The sequence below is a fragment of the Aeromonas sp. CA23 genome (assembly GCF_002587065.1).
GTDB lineage: Bacteria > Pseudomonadota > Gammaproteobacteria > Enterobacterales > Aeromonadaceae > Aeromonas > Aeromonas bestiarum.
Map to the genome: position 1 here is coordinate 1,479,031 of NZ_CP023818.1, position 23,470 is coordinate 1,502,500.

Consider the following 23,470-nt stretch of genomic DNA (forward strand, 5'->3'; position numbering starts at 1 on the left):
ATGCCCTCAGCAATGGGGTATGGGAAATGGCTAAAGTTCGCGAGCCAGCAGACCGGGAGATCTTTAGCTGTTTCCCATACCAGACCTCATTTCTGACTCATATGGGTGCATATTGAGCTGTTTTGCTGTCCCTGACAAAGGGGAGTATGGGAAATAGCTAAAGTTCGCGAGCCAGCAGACCGAGGATCTTTAGCTGTTTCCCATACCAGGCCTCATATCTGACTCATATGGGGGCGTATTGAGCTGTTTTACTGCCCTTGGCAAAGGGGAGTATGGGAAATGGCTAAAGTTCACGAGCCAGCAGACCGAGGATCTTTAGCTGTTTCCCATACCAGGCCTCATATCTGACTCATATGGGGGCGTATTGAGCTGTTTTACTGCCCTTGACAAAGGGGAGTATGGGAAATGGCTAAAGTTCACGAGCCAGAAGACCGGGGATCTTTAGCTGTTTCCCCATACATACTTTATGTCGGGCTCTTTTGCTGTCTTTCCAATTCGCTACCCTCTTACTATCGTTTAACCCCTGTAAGCGGTTTTTCGAGTATATCTCGTAGTTTTTTGAGATCAGATATATCAATAGGGTCATTGTCAATAGATGTCATACGTATACCATGCCTGTAGGCATTATATTGCCACTTGATGAATCTCTGCTTATACGATTCATTCAGACTTTTCAGTTGATCTCGTTCAATTTCGAGCATGACAATGCGTTGACTTAGATATTTAATAGTGGCATCAACATCCTCATGCTCAATTGGTAGTGGTAGACCTTCTCTCAGAGTTTGTTTTCTTTTCGTATATGCCTCTTGAATTTGCTTATAACTAGATAGAGACTGACGTTGAACTCCTCCTGCTATATTTAGCTTGTTTGTGACTTTCTGGCAGAGAAGATCCCATGTCAACTTCCCTTCCCATGTATTAATAATGCTCAATATATAAGAGAGATTATCAGTAGTAATCACTATCTTAGGCATGCCAGCATCCTCATCATTTCGGCCATCTTAGCCTCAATAGACTCCGGTGTTTGGATCTCTGTGCTCAAACCTTTATCCAAAAGAATCTGCTTAGCTGGAGATGGATCATACTCATCCGGAATACGGACTGGTGTCCCATCAGGGATACTAGCATCCTCCAGTAGTCGGATTTTTGTTCTAATATGAGCGAGTCGCCATCCATGTGAACTGACCCAACGATCTGCACCAAAAGTACCCATTTGATGATTTTTAAATGCCTTATCTAGCTGCTCGGAAACTTGCGTTTCACGTGTTTTCAATAGCTTCAATGAGTTGCTAAATCCTTTTATGCAGACGAGTTCTTTACATATTTCACAATCTCCATTTAGCTGGCATGGCATCATTGCAAAATCATGCTCACAAACACCTAACTCTGTAACAATAGCTGTGCCAATTAGATCCTTCCCTATATCTTCATAGCTAATTGGTAGGTTTTGTTTAATTTTATCTAATACCGAGTATTTTTCAGGGAAAAGGCTTGAAACAATCGAGTTTGCTTTCTCTTCCTCTGTACGGTGGTCGTAGCTTATATTGTCAGCTATTCTCGCTCTTCCGGCCCAGTTAGCCAGCGTTTGCTCATCCATACCACCACGCTCGGCTTTAGTGCTTAACCAATGTCTGGCATTATGCGATGGTACTTGAATTGGAGTGCGATCAGATTTTACAATATTGTATTTGCTCCAAAGTGATAACCCGCTGCGAGTGTCTTTCTGTATAAATCGATCATTAATTAAATTTACGGTTGGCATAATAAATGAATCACCAACAACCTTGAAGTCTTTATGAAATTCATACTTTCTAAAGAGTAATAACGCTTGCGAGACCTTTGTTCTCTTTGCACTATCAACATGTGGCCAGTAATTAAAATTATTTACATACTCTGTGGCTGTAAATACATGATCATTATTTTCTGCTTGTCTTGCTATGTGTCGAGCCGGCTCACCAATTTTTTTTAAACGAGAAATAGCTTCCAATGCTACATCTTGCATGACAGTTGGCACCCATTTGATACCTTCCTTACCGCCTTTGGCGGGAACCCAACGAATGCCAAGTTTTTTATCACCGGCTCGATCTTCTTCCCATATGATACAGTCGGTAGATAAGGTAAATAGCTCAGAGCACCGTGAGGGGGCAAGCATGAGAAGCGTCATTACAGCACTAAAGTATTCGGCTTCTATACCTAAACTTGGTGCATCATGAAAGAGCTGGGCGATTAGAAGCATATCTTCGTCAGAAGGTAACTTTTTTGAGCGATGCTCCTTGCCTGTCTCGTCAAGGCTAATAGTAAGGTCTTTTGTTTTTGTGTATGGATTTGACCACTGGGGAAGGTGAGGTGTAATAAAATTATCACGGCAAAAATTAAACAGTAACTCCATTTGATATCCTGCCTTGTTTCGACCGGCAGAATCCATTACTCGTTGTTTAAAACTATCATCTAGATACTCTAAAACTATACCATCAAGTAATAGAATGTCAGCAATGCCCTTTGATAAAAGCAGAGCTTCCTCTAGCACTCTTATAGCTTCAAAATGTCGCTGCAGATTGGTAACAGGATTCAAGGAATAGATATAGCGGATATATGCTTTTGCAAAATCAATAAATGGATGCTCTAGTGGGGAGTAGTTATAGCTGTCTGATGGCTTCATATTTGTGGAGAAGCGAGCTGTGACGCGACGAGTTCCAATGTAGGTAGTCCATTTATTTTCATCCCAGCAGTTCTGTCCAAAAACAGTGAGCTTGGATTTGCAATCTTGAATAAAATTAAATAGGTTTTTCTCTGCAGCAACTTCTGCGACTGGTTTGAAATAAAAAACCGTATCGTTCATTGATTATCCCTCAATTCTATCATTTTTTATTTCAACACATTTTTGAACAACCCACTCTACAGCTAAAATAAGTCTATCTTTGGTTGATGCATATTCTTCGCTTTTTGTTGTTTTCAGCCTTATTTCTTTTTCTGCATAAAGGGAAGCCAAAAACTTCTCATGTGGTGCATCTAATAGCGGTCTAAATTTCACACAGGTATAACAGCTTTCATAGCCTTTCACGCAGTAATCATTAGTTCCGCATGCACCAACAACTTCATTTTCTTTATTGGGAATACGGGCAGTTAGATCGGAACCTCGTTCACCTTCGTCTAGTTGTTCAATAATTCTTCCAAGAAATGCATTGGCAAAAGGAGCTAATTGCTTGCCAATCGCCTTATCAATATAGGTTGCAGTATCTGCGGTGTTCTCCGTGTAGACCATCACGTTTTGCGTATCGTTGTGATCTAGTGCTTCAGCAATGATTAATGGCCCCAGGCCTTTGCGACCAAGATTCGTACCTCGTGTGTGACGAAAACGCCGTGCAGTGATATGTATATAATCACCAGTCCTTTCGGAGATGGCTTTTTGTTTAACTTGAAAGCCTTTAAGGATGTTATTTCGAATAAACGATGTTGACAAATGTAATATGTCTGAGTCTAGTAAGGTGTTGTCCAGAGAGGTTCTCTGGATAGACAACCTCTCAACTACGGCCCAGTCGATAAATATAGGTATCTGAGACTTTTGTTCAGCTGTTAGCTCAGTATTAAATATGACGCTAAATTTTCTCGTCTCCTGCTCAATTAAGTTAAGAATAGTGAGGTATAACTCTTCCGTGATTGATAGTTTTTTAAATTCCTCACGGAACCCTATTCCACGTTGCTTTGCTCTTGGTATATTGAGGTAGAAATTGAAAAAATTGTTTTTAGGGTTGTAAGTTTTTTGTAGATCAATTGACTTCAATTGTCGTAACTGTATGGGGCGCCTAGCTGTCGCCTGTAACAGACTCACGTAGGTGTAGCAGGCAAAAGATATGCTATCCTCCTTGAATAGGCGGATCAGCTCGCTATTCAGAGCAAGTATTTCATTGTCTGTGAATGCTCCTGAATAGGGACAGCGGTTTGCTACTGCAACTCCCTTTTTGTTTCCAGAAATAGTTAGTTTTTCTAGCAATCTAACCATATCTGTGGTGACGCCATAATATCCATACTCATTCCAGCTAATAAGGAAGCCACGCAGTGAACCTAAGAGATACTCATTGTCCTTATTTAGCATACTACGCCAATTTAGAATTACATGTTCATCCAAGACTTCGAACTTGGTGTCCTTCAATAATCGCTGAAACAACAGATACATGTTGGATGCATGCGCTGCTGATTGCTCTTCAGCATAAATAGACAAAGTTTTTCTGAGTCCATCTAGTAACTTTGTTTCTATAGACAATACGTCTTTGGTAAATTTAATACTTCTATCTTTATTTAGGCGCCAATGATTGGATTGAATATTGAAACTGTAGCCATCTTTGGAGATACGTTCTGCTGGAGCAAGATGAACAGAATGAATCTCTTGTGCAATAGCCGTTATGCTGCTCATTAATCTTCCTTATTATTTTGTGATGCTGCCAACATACGCTGGATTTTTTCTTGCTCTGCTAAGATAAGTTTATTAGCTTTTTCTTGGATATGCCGTTCCATATATGGCCCAGCAGCGCTTTCGGAAGAGTGCCCCATTTGATGCATACGCTTCTTTGCTTCATCGCCTGGCTCAATCCTTGTGCGATTATTTTTCGGGTCTTTAGCTAGCTCATTATTCTCATCGAGAAGACGAGAAAAACATAGATTCCAGTTATGCCTAAAATAATGTGGATGAATAGCTTTAAAGCGTTCATCAACTGCTTTCATCGCGGGTACAATGACAGTGTCAAAGGTGCTAATACTTATTGGATGGCCTTGTGTTGGGCCCTTTCTATGAGTAATAAATAGATAGGGATGCTTTCCCCTATTGGGAGTCTTTCCTCGCACATTGATGATATAATCATCTATAAGCGCAGCCGTATCATTTGTTAGCTGTAACTTTCTTTCTCTTGTTTTTGCAACAGGTTGCCACTTACGAGGATCATGCTTGTCATCATGAAGCCGTCTTATAATAATATATTTATTGGGGCCTGAAATATCCAAATTCTCACCCATTGAGAGCGATAATAATTCACCTCTGCGTATTCCAAGTTCATTTAAAAGAACAAACATAAGATGATTTCGTTTTCTAGTGGAAATATTTTTAAAAGGGTTCTTTGGATGGTCATAATGTGCTACAGACATGAAGTCTGAAATCAAACCATCAGGTATATTTTTATCATCAATTTTGCTGATGATTTTTTTTCCTTTACCTCTAGGACGCACAGCCATAATACGCTGAAACATTCGGTTAATTTCAGTGATTAATAATTCATTGACATTGTGTTGAACTGCTACTGTTGCAATAAATTTCAAATATTCCGCAACAACGGTTAGTCTATTATAAATGTTATTACGTGCAACTGATGGTGTCACCTGGATTAGCTGTGGAGTTATATTTATATCAACGACTTTATTTCTATGCTTTTTCTTAGATAGGCCCTTTATATGGGAGATATCAAGGCTAAGATGATCTTTGACATTATCAATGTCTATTGGGCTCAAAAACTGACTTTTCTGAAACTCTGAAAATAGCTCTCGATTTCCCCTTTTCTCCCACTGTAAAAACCACTTCAATGTGCGAAGTTGATTCGACATCGTATTCACGCTCATGCTGCTGCGTAGCTTAGTTGTGACCCAGAGTGTGGCAAGAAAATGGGGCATACCATCACTACCCATCAGAATCGGATATCGCTCACCATTCTCAAAAACCAACATCTCCAGTTTATACATAGCCAACCTTATTTTTACACTTTATCTATACAATAACTTACACCTGTATAAATCCGATTGGCAATAAATTTGTAAAAATAAAAAACCCAGCATTTCTGCTGGGTTACGGTCAATTTTGACTATTTAAAGTGTTTTTTCTTACACTTTAACTTTTACATGAGTCAGAACGGGATGTCGTCGTCGAAATCCATCGGCGGCTCGTTGTATACCGGTGGTGCAGACTGGGGCTGCTGGGCCGGACGGCCGTATCCACCTTGCGGCGGCTGCATATTCTGCTGCGGCGCGGCGGCAGGACGAGCCTGGTTCATTGGCTGCTGGGCAGCTTGTTGTGGCTGACCCCAGTTGCCTTGGGGCTGACCGCCCATGCTCTGACCTGCGCCACCTTGCGGACGGCCACCCAGCATCTGCATCACGCCGCTGAAGCTGTCTACCAGCACTTCGGTGGTGTAGCGCTCCTGGCCGCTCTGATCCTGCCACTTGCGGGTCTGCAGTTTCCCTTCGACATAGACCTGGGAGCCCTTCTTCAGGTACTCGCCAGCCACTTCGGCCAGCTTGCCCATGAACACCACGCGGTGCCACTCGGTACGCTCTTTCTGCTCGCCGGTCTGCTTGTCGCGCCAGGTTTCAGAGGTGGCCAGGGTGATGTTGGTCACGGCACCGCCACTCGGCATGTAGCGCACTTCCGGGTCTTGTCCCAGGTTACCGATCAGAATGACTTTATTGATGCCTCGACTGGCCATAATCTCTCTTCCACCCTTATATACCGGCCAGGCCATATGCCCGGACCAATTCAACATATCGTTTGTTTTCTGTCAGATAGGCAGCATCGCTGGACGATACCGTCACTCAAGTGATGACTGCACCCGGTTCAGTCGGCCTGCTGGCCAAAGCCCCGCTTTCAGATTTTGCCCGCAATAGTAACAGTTGGCGCGAACGAGCGCACATCTTCCTGCCCGTTCAGCCTTCACCCAGGGCCTGGACCGAAGGATTAACTTACACGAGGCAGACCTTGGCCAGCAAGTGAGCAGGAACGGCAGGGTGTCTGTACCCATGGCGTGATCGCTGCAGGAATGCGGGTTTGCCGCGATGTGACACCCTTTGTCAGCCGTGGCGCCAGCATTCCACCCAAATGGGGGGGTATGGCTAGTCATTTGTATTGATTGGGAAATTGGTGAGTTTCAAAGGAGGCACACTTGTGTCTAATACTTTTTTAATGCTGCACCGATCGAGGGGCTTGGTACTCTCTGCTGCCAAAAAAAACCATGGCCTGAATGTTCAAGGACGTGCTCTTCATGACCACCCCATATCCCATCGTACTGGTTACCGAAAATAATGTGCAGGCGGTCAGTTTTCAGAGCTACCTGATCGAGCAGCTGGCGCTCCCCATACTGCTGGTGAGCATGCTGGAAACCCTGCCGCAGCAGGACGAGCTCGAGCCGCATCCCTTGTTTCTGGTCGATCTGGATTATCTCAAGTCGAGCCAGCAGTCGGGTTGGCCACGGGAGATCTCCAGCCGCTTCGGCGAGGCCAACACAGTGTTGCTCAACGCTCCGACCAGCACGGATCGGGAGTTGCTGCTGATGTGGCCCCACACCAGCGGACTCTTCTTCCGCCAGGATCCGCTGGATCGGCTGGTGCTCGGCATTCGCAAGGTGCTGCAGGGGGAGTACTGGATCCCGCGCCACCTGCTGTGCGATCTGGTCAACTACTACCGTAAGGGAGGGGAGCATCACCTGCGCAACCAGACGCTGCTGACCGTGCGTGAACAGGAGATCATCCGTTATCTGATGACGGGGGCCTCCAATACCGAGATTGCCGACAGCCTGTTCGTGAGCGAGCACACCATCAAGTCCCACCTCTACAACGTGTTCAAGAAGTTGAACGTAAAGAACCGGTTGCAGGCGGTGAGCTGGGCCAAGGAGTATCTCTGAAATCGATGGGGATGATGGATAAAACCTGTCTATTCATCCAGTAGTCTCTATGCCATACTGATTCGCTCTGGTTTGTGTATCGAGCGTGCAAAAGATGGAAAAAATCGTGATTCGGGGTGCCCGCACCCACAATCTCAAGAACATCAATCTGATCCTGCCCCGCGACAAGCTGATCGTGGTCACAGGTCTCTCCGGTTCCGGCAAGTCTTCCCTGGCGTTCGATACCCTCTATGCGGAGGGGCAGCGCCGCTATGTGGAGTCGCTCTCCGCCTATGCCCGCCAGTTCCTCTCCCTGATGGAGAAGCCGGATGTGGATCATATCGAGGGGCTTTCCCCTGCCATCTCCATCGAGCAGAAGTCCACCTCCCACAACCCGCGCTCGACCGTCGGCACCATTACCGAAATCTATGACTATCTGCGCCTGCTGTTTGCGCGGGTAGGTGAACCCCGCTGTCCGACCCACGCCATTCCGCTCGCCGCCCAGACCATCAGTCAGATGGTGGATCAGGTGTTGGCCCAGCCAGAGGGCAGCAAACTGATGCTGCTGGCCCCTGTGGTGCGGGATCGTAAGGGGGAGCACAGCAAGCTGCTGGAAAACCTGGCGGCCCAGGGTTATATCCGTGCCCGTATCGATGGCGAGGTGTGCGATCTCTCCGATCCCCCCACCCTGGAGCTGCACAAGAAACACACCATCGAAGTGGTGGTCGACCGCTTCAAGGTGCGCGATGACCTGGCGCTGCGCCTGGCCGAATCGTTCGAGACGGCGCTGACCCTCTCCGGTGGCATCGTATTGGTGGTGCCCATGGATGGGGAGGAGGGGGTTGCCCCCATGACCTTCTCCGCCAACTTCGCCTGCCCCGAGTGCGGCTACTCCATGTCGGAGCTGGAACCGCGCATCTTCTCGTTCAACAACCCGGCCGGTGCCTGCCCCACCTGTGACGGCCTCGGGGTGCAGCAGTATTTCGATCCGGCCAAGGTGATAGGCGATCCGGCCATCAGCCTGGCCAACGGTGCCATCCGTGGTTGGGACAAGCGCAGCTTCTACTACTTCCAGATGCTCAAGTCCCTCTCCGATCACTATCAGTTCGATCTGGAGGCGGCCTGGGAGGATCTGCCGCTCAAGACCCAGGAGGTGATACTGCGCGGCTCGGGGCGTACCGAGGTCGAGTTCCGCTACATGAACGACCGCGGCGATGTGGTGGTGCGCAAGCATCCGTTCGAGGGGATCCTGCACAACATGGAGCGGCGCTACCGGGAGACAGAGTCCAACTCGGTGCGCGAAGAGCTCTCCAAGTACATAGCCAACAAGTCCTGCACCAGCTGCGGTGGCAGCCGGCTGCGGGAAGAGGCGCGCCACGTGTTCGTGGATAACCGCAACCTGCCCGCCATCGCCGAGCAATCCATCGGTGATGCACTCGCCTTCTTCGAGGGGCTGAGCCTGACCGGCCAGCGCGCCCAGATCGCCGAGAAGATCCTGAAAGAGATCATCGAGCGGCTCGGCTTCCTGGTCAACGTCGGCCTCAACTACCTGAGCCTGTCCCGCAGCGCCGAGACCCTCTCCGGCGGGGAAGCCCAGCGCATCCGGCTCGCGAGCCAGATAGGCGCCGGTCTGGTGGGGGTCATGTATGTACTGGATGAGCCCAGCATAGGCCTGCACCAGCGCGACAACGAGCGGTTGCTCAAGACCCTCACCCACCTGCGCGACCTCGGTAATACTGTGATAGTGGTGGAGCACGACGAGGATGCCATCCGCCTCGCCGACCACGTGCTCGACATAGGCCCGGGCGCCGGGGTGCACGGTGGCAACATAGTGGCCCAGGGGACGCCCCAGCAGATCATCGACAATCCCGCCTCCCTGACCGGCGACTACCTCTCCGGCCGCAAGCAGATCGCCATTCCTGAAGTACGTACTCCGCTCACAGACAAGTGGTTGAAACTCAAGGGGGCGAGCGGCAACAACCTGCGCAGCGTCAACCTGGATCTGCCCATAGGGGTGATGACCTGTGTCACCGGCGTCTCCGGCTCCGGCAAGTCGACCCTGATCAATGACACCCTGTTCCGTATCGCCCACCGGGAGCTCAACAAGGCGACCGAGTCCACCCCGGCCCCCTATCGCAGCGTCGAGGGGCTGGAGCACCTGGACAAGGTGGTGGACATAGACCAGAGCCCTATCGGCCGTACCCCGAGATCCAACCCGGCCACCTATACCGGCCTGTTCACCCCGATCCGCGAGCTGCTTTCCGGCACCCAGGAGGCACGCTCCCGGGGCTACCAGCCGGGTCGTTTCTCCTTCAACGTCAAGGGGGGCGCTGCGAGGCCTGTCAGGGGGATGGGGTCATCAAGGTGGAGATGCACTTCCTGCCGGATGTCTATGTGCCGTGCGACGTCTGCAAGGGCAAGCGCTACAACCGCGAGACCCTGGAGGTGAAGTACAAGGGCAAGAACATCCACGAGATTCTCGACATGACGGTGGAAGATGCCAGAGCCTTCTTCGACCCTGTGCCGGCGGTGGCGCGCAAACTGCAAACCCTGATGGATGTGGGCCTCTCCTACATCCGCCTCGGCCAGTCGGCGACTACGCTCTCCGGCGGCGAGGCGCAGCGGGTCAAGCTGGCGCGGGAGCTCTCCAAGCGTGACACGGGCCAGACCCTCTATATCCTGGATGAGCCGACCACTGGCCTGCACTTCCACGACATACAGCAACTGCTCAAGGTGCTGCACCAGTTGCGGGATCGGGGCAACACCATAGTCATCATCGAGCACAACCTGGACGTCATCAAAACCGCCGACTGGATCGTCGATCTGGGGCCCGAGGGCGGTGCCGGTGGCGGCCGTATCCTGGTGACAGGCACGCCGGAGCAGATCAGCCGCTGTGAGGATTCTCATACGGCGCGCTTCTTGGCCCCGCTGTTGGTAAGATAGTCGCGGCAGCAATGAGACAAGGGGCCCCGGGCCCCTTGTTTTTTATGGAAGTGATTCAGTTGCCGCCCCAGGAGGCGGATACTCCATACTTGGTGCAAGACAGTTTTCGCTCCCTTGTTTGCCGTCCAAAGGATATTGGCGTTCATGGCTCAACCTTCCCGCTCCATCGATCATTTGCTGGCCTACTCCATGTTTCCCGTCTGGGCCGGCGCCATCCTGATGCTGCTCATAGTGATCGCCCTGGCCCAGGTGCCGGCGGCGCAGCGGGTCGAGGAGCGGCGGATGAAGGATCACCTGCAGCGGGTGATCAAGGCGGTACAGGGTGACATCAACGCCATCAATGCCTTCACCCGGGATTGGGGCATCTGGGATGAGAGCTATCGCTTTCTGGCCCATCCCAATCAGGCCTATATTCGTTCCAATCTGCTGGTCGATACCCCGATGCGGGATTTCGAACTCAACGTATTGAGCTATATGGATTTGCAGGGGGCCGAGATCTGGACCCGCACCCTGCTGCCCGAGACGCCAGGCACGGACACGACCCTGCTTCCCTTCTTCCTGGATGACCTCAAGCTGCAGTTGCTGCGTGAATCCCGTCAGGAGGGGATGCGCAGCCTGAGCGGGGTGAGAGGATCCCAGTGGGGGCCGCTCATCTACTCGCTTCAGCCGGTGACCAACACCCTGGGAAACGCCACACCCAACGGTTATCTGCTGGTGACTCGCTGGCTGGATGCTCGCTATCTGCATGATCTGGCCGAGCGTACCGCCCTCTCTTTGACCCTCTCCCAGCCGAAGCCTTCCGATAACTTCCTCTCCTTCAAGCCACTCAAGCCACAGATGAGCTATCGCCTGGTGGACCTGGGGCTGCAGCGGGTCAGGGGGGAGGGGCTGTTGCTCGACAGCAATGGCGACCCCGTGCTGACCCTGATAGTGGAAGACGATCGTGATGTGTTGCAGGGGGCGATGGAGGGGGCGATCTGGACCTTCGTCGGCATGCTGCTGATCAGCCTGGCCTGCATCTTGATGGCGCTGGCGCGGTTGCGGGCAATCGTACTGGGGCCGGTCAGCGAGCTGGTGAAGGCGCTGCAGAAATTTGGCGAGAAACAGGACGTGAGCGTGCTGCCGATCATCGACAGCAGCCAGGAGATGGCCCTGCTCAGCCGCAAGTTCCGGGAGATGGCGGCCAAGATCAGTCTGCACCACAGTGCCCTGCAGGCGCACTCTTCCAAGATGGAGACTGCCGCCTATACGGATCCGCTGACCCATGCCTTCAACCGGCGCTACCTCGACGAGTGGCTGCTGAGCCGGGATAACGTCACCGCCGCCAGGATGCTGGTGATCCTGGATCTGGATCACTTCAAGCAGGTCAACGATCGTTTCGGGCACGATATCGGCGATCTGGTGCTGTGCCAGCTCGCCGAACTGCTGCGCGCCGCCCTCGGTGAGGAGGAGCCACTGATCCGGCTGGGTGGGGAGGAGTTCCTGCTGCTGCTCACGTGCGAGGAGGCGACACAGGTCGCGAGTCGGGTCGAGCGTTTGCGCCGCAAGATTGCCGAGTACAGATTCGGGCGCGAGGAGGTGCCGCTCAAGATGACGGCGTCGCTGGGATATTGCAGCTACCCCCTGCACCGGGAACTGGAAGATTCGTTCTGGAATCTCAGCTTCAAACTGGCAGATATGGCGTTATACAGGGCCAAGCAGGAGGGGCGGGATCGCTGGCGGGGCTACAGTGGGGAGCTGGCCCGGGAGCAATGGGCGCTGAGCCCGGAGCAGATAGTGGCGGGAGAGTGGCTGTCGTGCCAGACATCCCATGTCGGCCAGCTGGTTTAACGGGTCAGCATTAATAGCGCCATGCCGAGAATGAATCCCAATAAAATAAACAGGAAGGATCCTATGCCCCATATGGCCGCCAGAATGGCGATGATCTTTTCCCGTCTTGTTTGTTCTTTCATAAACTTTCGCTTACAGCTGCGCTACATTGGCCGCAAAAATACGCTTGTTGCCAGGATGAGACAACCATTTCTCGCCGTTTAAACCCGCAATAAGATATATTTTAATTGTCTCTTAGTGGGTTTTATATCAGTTATATATTATCCAATTCATTGTTATATAGGTAATTTTTCTTTGTTTTTGCGGTTTGCAGGCGGGACCGAAAGCTGCCGTACACATCTATCTATTTATTGGTAACGTTTGAGCTAAATCAATAACTCTGCATTCACATCCCTTTATAGTTTTCAGGCTTGCAACATAGAACGAAAACTAAAAGGAAAAATGTGATGAAAAAGATCCTTCCGCTGATGATCGCAGCCGCACTTGCCTCTCCCGTCGCCATGGCCCACCAGGCCGGCGATATTCTGGTCCGCGGTGGCCTGGCATTTGTCTCCCCTCAAACGAGCAGTGACGATGTGCTGGGTACCGGTGAGCTGGAAATTGACAGCAACATGCAGCTGGGTCTGACCCTCTCTTATCTGATCACCGATAACTGGGGTGTCGAGCTGCTGGCCGCCACGCCTTTCTCCCACTCCGTCTCGACTGCGGGTCTGGGCGAGGTCGCCAAGGTCAAGCATCTGCCGCCGACCCTGATGGCGCAGTACTATTTCGGTGATGCCAAGAGCAAGGTTCGCCCCTACATAGGTGCCGGTGTGAACTACACCACCTTCTTCGATGAGCAGGGCCGTGGCGCACTGGAAGGCACAGATGTCAGCGTGGACTCTTCCTGGGGTCTGGCCGGTCAGGTCGGTCTGGACATGGCGATCAATGATCGCTGGTTCGTCAACGCTTCCGCCTGGATCATGGATATCGACACCGATGTGCACACTGCCGTGGGCACCATCAAGACCTCCATCGATCCCATGGCCTTCATGTTCGGTGTCGGCTATCGCTTCTGATAGGACACAAGGTTGGCCTCCTCACGGCCTGTACAGCTAAGCACGTCTCTTTGGCCCGGCATTGCCCGGGCCCTTTTATGCCTGTGCCAGATCCTGCCAATTGTGATCCAACCCCATATAGATCAATAAAATAACATCACCCTCCCCTCTATAATTCGCCGCTTGTGCCGATAGTGTCTATGTTCACGTTACCTTCCCCCAATGAGTGAGGATGTCTCCATGGGTTTATCTATTGTGCAGCGGATCATCGCCGGATTTGTGTTGATGCTGCTGCTGTTGATCCTGCTTGGGGTGATCAGTACCCTGAAGATCAGGGGTATCAACGACGGCCTGTCGCAGGTCTCAGACCGGGCGACGCCGCTGGTGATTGCGGTGGCGGGCCTGAAAGGCGCTCTGCAAGACAGCAACCGCTGGGTGCTGGTCTACCGGACCAGTGAGGAGGCGAGCCAGCTGCCGCAACTCGCCAGCCAGTTCAAGGAGCAGCAGGCCCGTTTCAGCCAGCTGAGCCAGGAGATGGACAAGTTCACCGGCGTGGCGGAGGCCAATGGTCGCTTCCAGCAGGTGGATGGCGCCACCAAACAGTTTTATGGGCTGGCGGAGCAGGTGCTCTCCCAGCACAGCCAATGGGTCAACGCCCTCGATCAACGCCACAAGCTGGAGATTGCCTTCATCCGGCTGGAAGACACCTACCAATGGGCGGCTGATCTGCTGCTGCAGCAGACCGCCAGCAAGCGCTCCATGCGCAACAAGGCCGAGCTCATCACCTCGGGTATAGCGCGGGATCTGAAAAACATTCGCCGGGCCGATGCCAAGACAGATCTCAATGAGCTGGAAAAGGTGCTCAGCAAGGATATCGAGATGGCCCGCAAGCGTCTCGATCGGGTGCTGGTCCCCGACGATGTGAAGCAGCGTTTCGTCTCCAACCTGGACCGCATGCAGGAGCTGGCGCTCGGCCAGCAGGGCTTGCTTGCCACCATGCGCAATGCCCAGCAACTGGCGTCATCGCTGCAAACCTTGAATCAGCAGCTCGATGCCAGCCTGGTCAACAGCCTGAGCCTGCTCGACGAGATGGGCCAGTCGGCCGGGACCATCGCCAGTCAGAGCCGGACCACGGCGGATGATGCGGTCAGCAGTGCCAGCTTCTGGATCCTGATCGTCGCCGCCATCTCGGCTGCGGCGGCGCTCATCATTGGCTACACCACGGCGCGCAGCATTCAGCGTCCGCTGCAGATGATCAACAAGGAGCTGAACTACATGGCGGCCGGGGACATGACCCGCCGCATCAACTACCGCAGCAGTTGCGAGTTCGGCACCCTCTCCCGCTCCATCGATACTCTGGCCGGCAAGACGGGGGAGCTGCTCTCCCAGATCAACGCGGGCTCCCGCCATCTGGTGGATGAGGCGAGTCGCGCCGCCGAGATCAGCGAGCGCGCCATGTCCCGGGTGCAGGATCAGAAGAGCCAGACCGATCAGGTCGCCGCCGCCATCACTGAGCTGGAGGTCAGTGCCACCGAGGTGGCCCGCTCCACCGATGGCACCAAGCGGGAAGTGGATTTGGCCGATGACGAGGCCCGCAGCGGTCGCCAGAAGGTGGCCACCACGCGTCGCATCACTGAGCAGCTGGCTGGCGCCATGGAAGAGGCCGTCGGCATCACCTACAAGCTGGGCGAGTTCAGCAACAATATCGGCAGCATTCTGGACGTGATCCGCAGCATCGCCGAGCAGACCAATTTGCTGGCCCTGAATGCCGCCATCGAAGCGGCCCGGGCCGGCGATGCCGGTCGTGGCTTCGCCGTGGTGGCCGACGAGGTGCGAGCGCTCGCCAACCGCACCCAGACCTCGACGGAAGAGATCCAGGCGATGATCGAGAACCTGCAAAACTCGAGCAAGCAGGTGGTGGAAGTGATGGGTCGCAGTCAGGAGCAGACCCACAGCTGCGTCGAGCAGACCCGCGAGATGGATCTGGCATTGCAGTCCATCGCCGAGCGGATGACCTCCATCAAGTCGATGGCGGATCAGGTTGCCCATGCCGCCCAGGAGCAGATCTCGGTCAGTCAGGGCGTTGCCCGCCATATCGCCGGCATTGCCGACGTGGCCTACGAGACCGAGCGGGAGGCGAGAGAGTCGGCCAGCAGCAGTGAAGTGCTGGCGGATCTGGTCGCCAAGCAGCAGCAATTGATCGCACATTTCAAGGTCTAGGAGGGCTTATGTCTAAAAAGTGGATTGGGGCCCTGAGTCTCCTGTTGTGTGGTCAGCTGATGGCCAGCGAGCTGGTGATAGAGAGCTGGCGGATCGATGACAAGGCCTTGTGGGAACAGAAGATCATTCCCGCTTTCGAGGCGGCCCACCCGGGTATCCAGGTGAAGTTCAACGGTGTGCAGAACGTCGACTACATGCCGACCCTGTGGGCCAGCCTGAAGGATGGCAAGGCGGGGGATCTCATCACCTGCCGTCCGTTTGACGACTCTTTGGCTCTGTTCAAGGCCGGTCATCTGGCGGAGCTGACCGAGATGTCGGGGATGGAAAACTTCCCGAGTTTTGCCCAGTCGCCCTGGCAAACCGACTCCGGTGCCCAGACTTTCTGCGTGCCCATGGCCTCGGTTATTCACGGCTTTTTCTATAACAAGAAGATATTCAGTGAGTTGGGCCTGACAGTGCCACAAACCCGCGATGCCTTCTTCGCCGTGCTCGACAAGGTGAAGGCGGATGGTCGTTATGTGCCGCTGGCCATGAGTGGCTCCGAAAGCTGGGTATCGTCCGAACTCGGTTTTCAGAACATAGGTCCCAACTACTGGAAGGGGGAAGACGGCCGTCTGGCGCTGATCGGGGGTCAGGAGCGACTCGACAACCCGCAATACGTGAAGGTGTTCGAGGAGCTGGCCCGCTGGCGCCCCTACCTGGGTGAGGGAGGCGAGAGCCGGGACTATGCCGCCACCAATGAGTTGTTCACCTCCGGCAAGGCCGCCTTCTATGTGGCGGGCTCCTGGGAAATCGCCCCCTTCACCGGCAAGGTCGACTTTGGTGTCATGCGTCCACCGGTGGCGAAGCAGGGGGATGGTTGCTTCTTTACCGATCACACCGACATCGGCATGGGGCTGAACCCGGCCAGCAAGAACAAGGAGGCTGCCATGGCCTTCCTGCAGTGGCTGACCACCCCCCAGTTTGCCGAGCTCTATACCAACTCGCTGCCGGGGTTCTTCTCCCTCTCCAACCACTTCTTCGATGTCACCAATCCGGCGGCGAAGGAGATGATGGAGTGGCGCGATCAGTGTGACTCCACCATACGGGTGGCGACCCAGATCCTCTCCCGTGGCACGCCAAAACTGGGCGACGAACTGGCTGAGGTGAGTCAGGCCGTGCTGCTCGGCAAGATGGAGCCCAAGGCGGCGGCCGACCGGCTGGAGCAGGGGCTGAAAGGCTGGTATCCCGCTCATCAGGGCAACAAGGCCAAGGGGCAGGATTGCCAATGTGATATTGCTGCGCCCCCTGTATCAGCAGCCCCCGCTACCACAGAGGCTGGCGCCGTTGCCGCCCCATCCGCGGCGGCGCCGGCTGTGACAGCGGCTCCTGCCGCGCCCGTGCCATCGGTGACACCCGCTGCGCCAGCGTCTGCTGCTGCGGCCCCATTACCTGTGCCATCGGCCGAGGTGGAACAGGCGCTCTCCAACGAGCTGGAGACGCCGCAGCAATAACCGGCAACACCATAAACAACGGGAGGCATCAGCCTCCCGTTTTCATTGCTGCCCGCAGCCGGGCTATTGTGCCTCGTGGGGCCAGCGGCAGAGGCTGCCGATGCGCGCTACCGGAGCAAATCCAAGCGAGCGATAGACCCGTTGGGCGTGGTAGTGCTCGTCGGCCACTATGATGAGCTGGCTGACGCGATCCAGCCCCTGACGGGCGACCTGGCTCAGCAGCTGGCGGCACAGCCCCCGGTTGCGCCAGTCCTGATGGGTGCGCACCAGCTGAAAGCGGCCCATGGTGTCGGTGAAGAAGAGGCCGCAGCTGGCGACCAGCTGATCTTCCCGCCAGATCCCCCACCACTGCCCGAGTCCGTCCGCGATCATGGCCTCGTACAGGTGGCGGCGCGACTGCAGATAGGGCAGATAGCTCTCCACCGAGTGGCCAGGGTCGCGTTCATTGAGCTCAAACGTCAGCCACTCATCCCAGTCGGCGGACTCGAAGGGACGGGCATCCGTCGCCAGATCGCCAGCCGTTGCTTGATGCCAGCTGAGGGCATCCAGCGCCAGCACCACGCACTCCATGTATTGATAGCCTGCCGCCACGAAACCGGCGACCCGGCTGTTCTGGCCAGCGGCCAGCGGCCATTGGAAGGTGCGGTGTTGTACCCTGGGATCCTGCCCGATCAGCTTGTCGAAGCTGGCCTCGAGCCAGCCCTTGTCACGATCGCTGGGCGGGGTGGGGAGCAGCAGATAGTTGCCAAAATAGTAGTCGGGAGCATCGGGAGTGCGCACGGCCCAGAATTGCTCATGATCTACCACGTTGCCCTGATAGCGATCGAACAGCAAGTCGGTGGCAAAGCCGGGGTGGGTATCCATGATGAGGCTCCTGCGAATGGCTCAATTGGTTATCGGCAGGGAGGGGAATAGGTTGAAAAAGGGGCCGGAGAAGCCTCCGGCCAAACAATCACACGCAGATTCAGAACGTCCAGGACGATCCGGGTTCATCATAACGCGACTCCGCGGATTTTGGGATGGGGTGCCAATCGTTACTTCAGGTTAATTGCGAAATAAACACCAGCCTCTCGCCTAGATCCGTAAATCAGTGTTGACTTTGATCCGTTTTCTCATAAAGATAGAAGACGTTTAGACGTCCAAACATCCGTTTTGACGTAGAGGAATGGGTTGCGGGACAGGGAGAGAGCAGATGGGATTTCACAGTGCACGTCAGGTTGAGGCACTCAACCAGAGTTTGGCCGATTTAAGCGGTGACATAGGGGTTAGTTTCGAGTTTTTTCCACCCAACAGTGAAGGGATGGAAAACACCCTCTGGCAGTCCATCGAACGGCTGAAAGTGCTGGAACCCAAGTTCGTCTCCGTGACCTATGGCGCCAACTCCGGCACCCGGGATCGCACCCACAAGGTGATCAAGGACATCAAGGAGCGTACCGGCCTGATCGCGGCGCCCCACCTGACCTGTATCGATGCCAGCCGCGATGAGCTGCGCACCATAGCCCGCGATTACTGGAACAGCGGCATCCGCCATATCGTGGCCCTGCGCGGCGACCTGCCGCCCGGACTCGACAAGCCGGACATGTATGCCACCGATCTGGTAGCCCTGCTCAAGTCTGAAGCTGACTTCGATATTTCGGTGGCCGCCTATCCCGAGGGCCATCCCGAGGCCAGGAGTGCGCAGTCCGACCTGCTCAACCTCAAGCGCAAGATTGATGCCGGTGCCAACCGTGCCATCACTCAGTTCTTCTTCGATGTGGAGACCTACCTGCGCTTTCGGGATCGCTGCGCCGCCATCGGCATAGACGCCGAAATCGTGCCAGGGATACTGCCGGTCTCCAACTATCAGACTCTGGCCAAGTTCGCCGGTTTTACCAACGTGAAGATCCCGCGCTGGATGCATCAGCGTTTCGAGGGGCTGGACAACGATCAGATGACCCGCAACCTGGTGGGCGCCAGTATCGCCATCGATCAGGTGCGCGTGCTGAGTCAGGAGGGGGTGAAAGATTTCCACTTCTATACCCTGAACCGCTCCGAGCTGACCTATGCCATCTGCCATACCCTGGGGGTCAGACCGAAGGACCCAGCCTGACACAGGTTGCCGCAGGCACAAAAAAAGCCAATGAGTCGCTCATTGGCTTGTTTGTCATGGCGGCTTATCAAGGCCGGGTTGGGGCTATCTCTTTAGGTTCGAGATCGATGACCGCATTGCCGGCGGCACCCGGATACTGGTGATAACTCTGGTCCTGCTCCAGGGTGTAGAAGGTATCCAGATAGTCATCGTTGTTGGTCATCCAGGAGTCGGGCAGCGCCTTGACGATACGACCGCCGAGATCCAGGAAGGGCAGGGCCTCCGGCACGCCGCCAGCGGTAAAGGCGAGCTTGAGGGCATCGATGAACAGGCCGCTCAGCTCCTTGTAGTTGACGTTGTCGTCCTGCTCCATCATGACGATGTCGACGGCACCCCAGCGGTAGCGATCCCAGTACACCAGGATCTGGTTGGGGGTGTAGTCGGTGTTGTCATAGTCGAGGTAGGGCATGTCGACTATGTCGACCACGGGCTCATCCCGGCTGGGATTGACCCCGGCGACCACCGCATACACCTCGGCCGCACCCAGCAGCCAGGGCTCCTGATCATCCTTCAGTCTTATCTTCTTCAGGATGCTGGTCTTGAGCGGTGCCGTGCTGGCGGCTGTGCGCGGGGCAGCCTGCAGATCGGCTGCGGCCAGCGCCTTGCGCATCACCTTCAGACCGGCGTTCTTGGCCTTGACGGGGTCTGCTTCCACCACCAGGACCGGTCGCGCCGGTGCCTTGTCCACATCCAGATAGACGGGGTTGCCGGCGCTGTCGAAAGCTTCAATAGCACTCCAGCTCTTCTCATCTCCGCTCGGTACATAGGCAACCAGGGGTTCGACCCCTTGTTGCAGTGCGGCGGCCTGCTCCGGGTTGGCCAGTCGCAGTTGCATCAACTGCTTGACCTCGCCGTCCAGCCCTTGCCGGCTGATGGCGGCCTGGTTGGCATCGCTCGCCTGCCGTTTCAGCCGTGGACTGGCTTTCTGCAGCAGGTTGGGCAGCGGGCTCTGGTACTCCTGATTGCTCAGCAGTGGCAGCAGGTTTTTCTGCTGCAGCGCGAGCTGGCGTGCCAGCTCCCGATCCGAGTCGGCAGCGTGGGCGGTGGTGGCGCCCAGCAGTGCCAGTAACAAAATGACAGCCTGATTCCTCATTATTATTCTCCAGTTTATGAGTCTGACAGAGGCACACATCGGGGAAGAAGAAGTGCCTCGGCACCACTTAATGGCAATTAGTTTCAGCTGTGAACCAATTTTTCTGAATTATGTGCTGTGTCTCACGGGAGGCTCCCCAGATGGTCAGGTCAGTTTCTCCGCTGGTTGACTTGATGCAGGATGACACCGACGAGCAGCCCCCAGCAGGCGGCGCCGACACCCAGCAGGCTGATCCCGGAGGCCGTGATGATGAAGGTGAGCAGGGCGGCTTCGCGCGCCTCGTCTTGTTGCAATGCCGTGTGCAGGCTGCTGCCTATGGTGCCGATCAGGGCCAACCCGGCCACGCAGGTGACCAGCGTCGCAGGAAAGGCGGTGAACAGGGCGGCCACGCTTGCCCCGAAGCAACCGGTCAGCAGATAGAAGCCGCCAGCCCAGATGGCGGCGGGCCAGCGACGGCTGGCATCGGGATCCACATCCTTGCCCATGCAGATGGCGGCCGTAATGGCGGCCAGGTTGAAGGCGTAGCCGCCGAAGGGGGCCAGCAACAGGCCGGTCAGGCCGGTCCAGGTGATCAGGGATGAGGTGGCCGGTAGATAACCGTGAGCTCGCAATATGGTAATGCCGGGCATGTTCTGGGAGGTCATGGTGACGATGAACAGTGGCAGGGCTATGCCGAACAGGGCATTGAAGGAGAAGCTCGGCCAGGTCCAGACCGGGCTGGCGAGCTGCCAGTGCAGCGTGTCGAGTTGCAGATCCCCCCGCAGGGCACAGAGGGTTATTCCCATCGCCAGCACCAGCACCATGGTGTAGCGAGGCCAGAGATGACGGCCCAGCAGGAAGGCCAGCAGCAGGGTGCCAAGCAGCAAGGGATCTTGTGGCGCGACCTTGAACAGATCCAGCCCGAATCTGAGCAAGACCCCGGCCAGCATGGCGGCGGCCAGCGGAGCCGGGATGTGCCGCATCAGGCGATCGAACCAGCCGCTGATGCCGCACAGGGTGATCAGCAGGGAAGAGATAACGAAGGCGCCTATGGCCTCGTCCAGGGTGAAGTTGCCCAGGCTGGTGATGAGCAGGGCGGCACCCGGGGTCGACCAGGCGGTCAGTACGGGTATGCGGTAATAAAAGGAGAGGCCAATGCAGCTTATTCCCATACCTATACCCAGCGTCCATAGCCAGGAGGCAAGCTGGGCAGCATCGGTACCCGCCGCCGTAGCAGCCTGAATGATCAGGATGACGGAGCTGGTGTAGCCGACCATCACTGCGATGAAACCTGCCACCAGGTGGGGAAGGGCGAAGGGCATAGTGACGTCCTTGTGGAGTTGTGACGGGCTGTGCGTTATTACGTACAATGTGTGCTCTGACTATATCGTTGTGCGCTATAGCGCACAAGGCGATTCATGCAAGCGCAACAAAGAGGCAGTCATGCAAGAGATGAATCAGCATCTGGCCCAACGTCTGAAGGGGTTGCGCAGCGAACTGGGCTGGAGCCTGGATGTGGCGGCACGTGAGACGGGGGTAAGCAAGGCCATGCTGGGGCAGATTGAGCGGGGAGAGTCCAGTCCCACCGTGGCGACCCTGTGGAAGATTGCCACCGGCTTTCGGGTCTCCTTCTCCAGTTTCATCGAGCCTACCCCGGCAGCGCAGGGAGAGGTGCTCTATCGTACCGCCGACACCATTCGCCAGCAGCCTGCGGGAGAGGGCATGCAGGTCGCTCCCTTATTTCCTTATGAGAAGCGATTTGGTTTTGAATTGTTTGAGTTGACGCTGCTACCCGGGTATCAGCGCGAATCCGAACCCCATGAGCCCGGTGTGACCGAGCACGTCATCGTCATCAGTGGTTTGATGGAGGTGCTGGTGGAAGGGGAGTGGCGTGCACTGGCACAAGGGGAGGCGGTGCGCTTTGCCGCCGACCGCCCCCATGGTTATCGTAATCTGGGAATAGCCCCTGCGATCTTTCACAACCTGATCCACTATCCTGCGGCCAGGCCCCGAGAATAAGCCTGGATGATCAGCCCGGACGGCCATCCGCCCTGGGACTGGTCAGTATGGGGGCATAAACCCAGACGAACAGCCCATAGGCGCCGACCCAGGCCAGGCCACTCAGGTTCCAGCCGGGCAGGGTATAGGCAGGCCAGAGTAGCGGGATCACAACCCGGATCACGGCTGCAGCTATGACCAGTGCGAACGCACAGCTTATCCGGCGCCCTACCTGCAAGGCTCGGCCGCTATGGCCGAGGGAGACGCGCGCTATCATCCCCAGGATCATGGTGCCCATGCAGCCAGCGCTGAGCAGGTGGCTGGCCGTCGACAAGGTGATGGGCAGGCCGGCGGCCTGCGCTCCGAGAGCGAGCAGACCGAGCGGAATAAACAGATAGGCGAGATGCAGTGACCACAGCAGGGGATGAGCAAGGGTGGTCGGCAGGCGCCAGCGCAGTTGTCGCCACAGATGCAAACCTGCCGCCACTATATATAGAGGCACCATATAAGTGCTGGTGGTCCATTGGGTGGGGAGCAACAGCCAGCACAGCAAGATAAGCCACAGCGATGCGAGTGCTGTGCGCTCCAGCCAGGGCAGGGGGGCGGCTTTCTCCAGGCCGGTGCCTCGGGCGGTAAAGAAGGGGATGACCCGTCCTCCCATCACGGCAATCAGAGTCGTGAACAGCAGCACTGTCGTGATCAGCAGATGCTCTATGACGATCCACTCCTCATGCCACAACCAGCTGGCGCCATTGAGCAGAGTCAGTACCACGAGCAGGGGGACAAAGAAGAGGTTGCGCCATTGGCGGGTTATTATGATGGGCTTGGCCAGGAACCAGGCGCAGAGTGGTAACCACATCAGATCCATCATCATCAGAACCGGGTTCCCTTCTCCCAGCCAGGGCAACAAGCACCTAGGTACGGCCCACAGGCCCACGACCAGTGCCAGCGGCCAGCCCCGGACACCGGGATGGGCCGTCCAGTTTTGTACGGCGGTCAGCAGAAAGCCCGCTACTATGGCCGCACCGAAACCAAACAGCATCTCGTGCGCATGCCACCAGATGGGGTTGCCGACTCCTGACAACAGGATCCAGCCATTGAGCTGTGCCAGCCAG

The 23,470-nt window shown here is 55.2% G+C and carries 17 protein-coding genes and 1 pseudogene (1 of these 18 cut by a window edge); 8 read left to right on the top strand and 10 right to left on the bottom strand.

Annotated elements, in window-relative coordinates; all coding sequences use genetic code 11:
• Positions 1-509 precede the first annotated feature (509 nt).
• The 5 genes from CK910_RS06900 to CK910_RS06920 form a co-directional block, all read right to left on the bottom strand.
• A complete protein-coding gene (locus CK910_RS06900; protein ID WP_098981795.1) occupies positions 510-974 on the bottom strand; it encodes a hypothetical protein in 465 nt (154 codons plus the stop codon).
• Positions 962-2,839, bottom strand: a complete 1,878-nt coding sequence (locus CK910_RS06905; RefSeq protein ID WP_098981797.1) for an integrase — start codon at positions 2,837-2,839, stop codon at positions 962-964. The genes CK910_RS06900 and CK910_RS06905 overlap by 13 nt, the downstream gene beginning before the upstream one ends.
• A 3-nt stretch (positions 2,840-2,842) precedes the next feature.
• On the bottom strand, positions 2,843-4,411 hold the full coding sequence (locus CK910_RS06910; RefSeq protein ID WP_216640182.1) for a site-specific integrase: 1,569 nt from the start codon (positions 4,409-4,411) through the stop codon (positions 2,843-2,845).
• On the bottom strand, positions 4,411-5,724 hold the full coding sequence (locus CK910_RS06915) for a site-specific integrase (protein ID WP_216640183.1): 1,314 nt from the start codon (positions 5,722-5,724) through the stop codon (positions 4,411-4,413). Before CK910_RS06915 ends, CK910_RS06910 begins: the two co-directional genes overlap by 1 nt.
• Positions 5,725-5,885: 161 nt before the next feature.
• Positions 5,886-6,464, bottom strand: coding sequence for a single-stranded DNA-binding protein (locus tag CK910_RS06920; RefSeq protein ID WP_043556077.1), 579 nt, complete (start codon positions 6,462-6,464; stop codon positions 5,886-5,888).
• Positions 6,465-6,995: 531 nt separating this feature from the next.
• Here CK910_RS06920 and CK910_RS06925 point away from each other — a divergent pair.
• The 3 genes and pseudogenes from CK910_RS06925 to CK910_RS06935 all read left to right on the top strand — a co-directional run bounded on the left by CK910_RS06925 (position 6,996) and on the right by CK910_RS06935 (position 12,407).
• Positions 6,996-7,655, top strand: coding sequence for a LuxR C-terminal-related transcriptional regulator (locus CK910_RS06925; protein WP_098981803.1), 660 nt, complete (start codon positions 6,996-6,998; stop codon positions 7,653-7,655).
• Positions 7,656-7,749: 94 nt separating this feature from the next.
• Positions 7,750-10,577 (top strand): annotated as a pseudogene (uvrA, locus tag CK910_RS06930) (excinuclease ABC subunit UvrA).
• Positions 10,578-10,721: 144 nt separating this feature from the next.
• Positions 10,722-12,407 (top strand): sensor domain-containing diguanylate cyclase, encoded by a 1,686-nt coding sequence (locus CK910_RS06935; RefSeq protein ID WP_172955259.1) that lies wholly within the window; start codon positions 10,722-10,724, stop codon positions 12,405-12,407.
• Here CK910_RS06935 and CK910_RS24500 read toward each other — a convergent pair.
• Positions 12,404-12,529, bottom strand: coding sequence for a hypothetical protein (locus CK910_RS24500; RefSeq protein WP_264303493.1), 126 nt, complete (start codon positions 12,527-12,529; stop codon positions 12,404-12,406). The genes CK910_RS06935 and CK910_RS24500 overlap by 4 nt on opposite strands.
• A gap of 324 nt (positions 12,530-12,853) precedes the next feature.
• On the opposite strand from CK910_RS24500, the gene CK910_RS06940 reads away from it, so the two are divergent.
• From CK910_RS06940 to CK910_RS06950, 3 genes are all read left to right on the top strand, one after another.
• Positions 12,854-13,465, top strand: a complete 612-nt coding sequence (locus tag CK910_RS06940) for an OmpW family outer membrane protein (RefSeq protein ID WP_042865943.1) — start codon at positions 12,854-12,856, stop codon at positions 13,463-13,465.
• A gap of 219 nt (positions 13,466-13,684) precedes the next feature.
• Positions 13,685-15,664, top strand: coding sequence for a methyl-accepting chemotaxis protein (locus CK910_RS06945; RefSeq protein ID WP_043141408.1), 1,980 nt, complete (start codon positions 13,685-13,687; stop codon positions 15,662-15,664).
• 8 nt (positions 15,665-15,672) lie between these two features.
• Positions 15,673-17,157: an ABC transporter substrate-binding protein gene (locus CK910_RS06950; RefSeq protein WP_098981805.1), complete on the top strand. Its 1,485-nt coding sequence runs from the start codon at positions 15,673-15,675 to the stop codon at positions 17,155-17,157.
• A gap of 63 nt (positions 17,158-17,220) precedes the next feature.
• Here the strand turns inward: CK910_RS06950 and CK910_RS06955 are convergent, their stop codons facing one another.
• Positions 17,221-18,021: a GNAT family N-acetyltransferase gene (locus tag CK910_RS06955; RefSeq protein ID WP_098981808.1), complete on the bottom strand. Its 801-nt coding sequence runs from the start codon at positions 18,019-18,021 to the stop codon at positions 17,221-17,223.
• Between the two features lie 328 nt (positions 18,022-18,349).
• Between CK910_RS06955 and metF the strand changes: the two genes are divergently transcribed.
• Positions 18,350-19,246 carry a methylenetetrahydrofolate reductase gene (metF, locus tag CK910_RS06960; protein WP_021140731.1) on the top strand — a complete coding sequence of 299 codons (897 nt, stop codon included), beginning with the start codon at positions 18,350-18,352 and terminating at the stop codon, positions 19,244-19,246.
• A gap of 67 nt (positions 19,247-19,313) precedes the next feature.
• On the opposite strand, the gene CK910_RS06965 is transcribed toward metF, so the two are convergent.
• Both CK910_RS06965 and CK910_RS06970 read right to left on the bottom strand, forming a co-directional pair.
• Positions 19,314-20,378: a DUF3103 family protein gene (locus CK910_RS06965; RefSeq protein WP_065402590.1), complete on the bottom strand. Its 1,065-nt coding sequence runs from the start codon at positions 20,376-20,378 to the stop codon at positions 19,314-19,316.
• Positions 20,379-20,527: 149 nt separating this feature from the next.
• Positions 20,528-21,679 carry a benzoate/H(+) symporter BenE family transporter gene (locus CK910_RS06970; RefSeq protein ID WP_098981811.1) on the bottom strand — a complete coding sequence of 384 codons (1,152 nt, stop codon included), beginning with the start codon at positions 21,677-21,679 and terminating at the stop codon, positions 20,528-20,530.
• Positions 21,680-21,800: 121 nt separating this feature from the next.
• Between CK910_RS06970 and CK910_RS06975 the strand changes: the two genes are divergently transcribed.
• A complete protein-coding gene (locus tag CK910_RS06975) occupies positions 21,801-22,376 on the top strand; it encodes a helix-turn-helix domain-containing protein (RefSeq protein ID WP_172955260.1) in 576 nt (191 codons plus the stop codon).
• A gap of 10 nt (positions 22,377-22,386) precedes the next feature.
• Here CK910_RS06975 and CK910_RS06980 read toward each other — a convergent pair whose 3' ends face one another.
• On the bottom strand, positions 22,387-23,470 hold the 3' portion of the coding sequence (locus CK910_RS06980; protein WP_098981813.1) for an NnrS family protein. The gene runs 113 nt beyond the window's last position; the window shows 1,084 of its 1,197 coding nt (coding positions 114-1,197); its start codon lies off the right edge, out of view; the stop codon is at positions 22,387-22,389.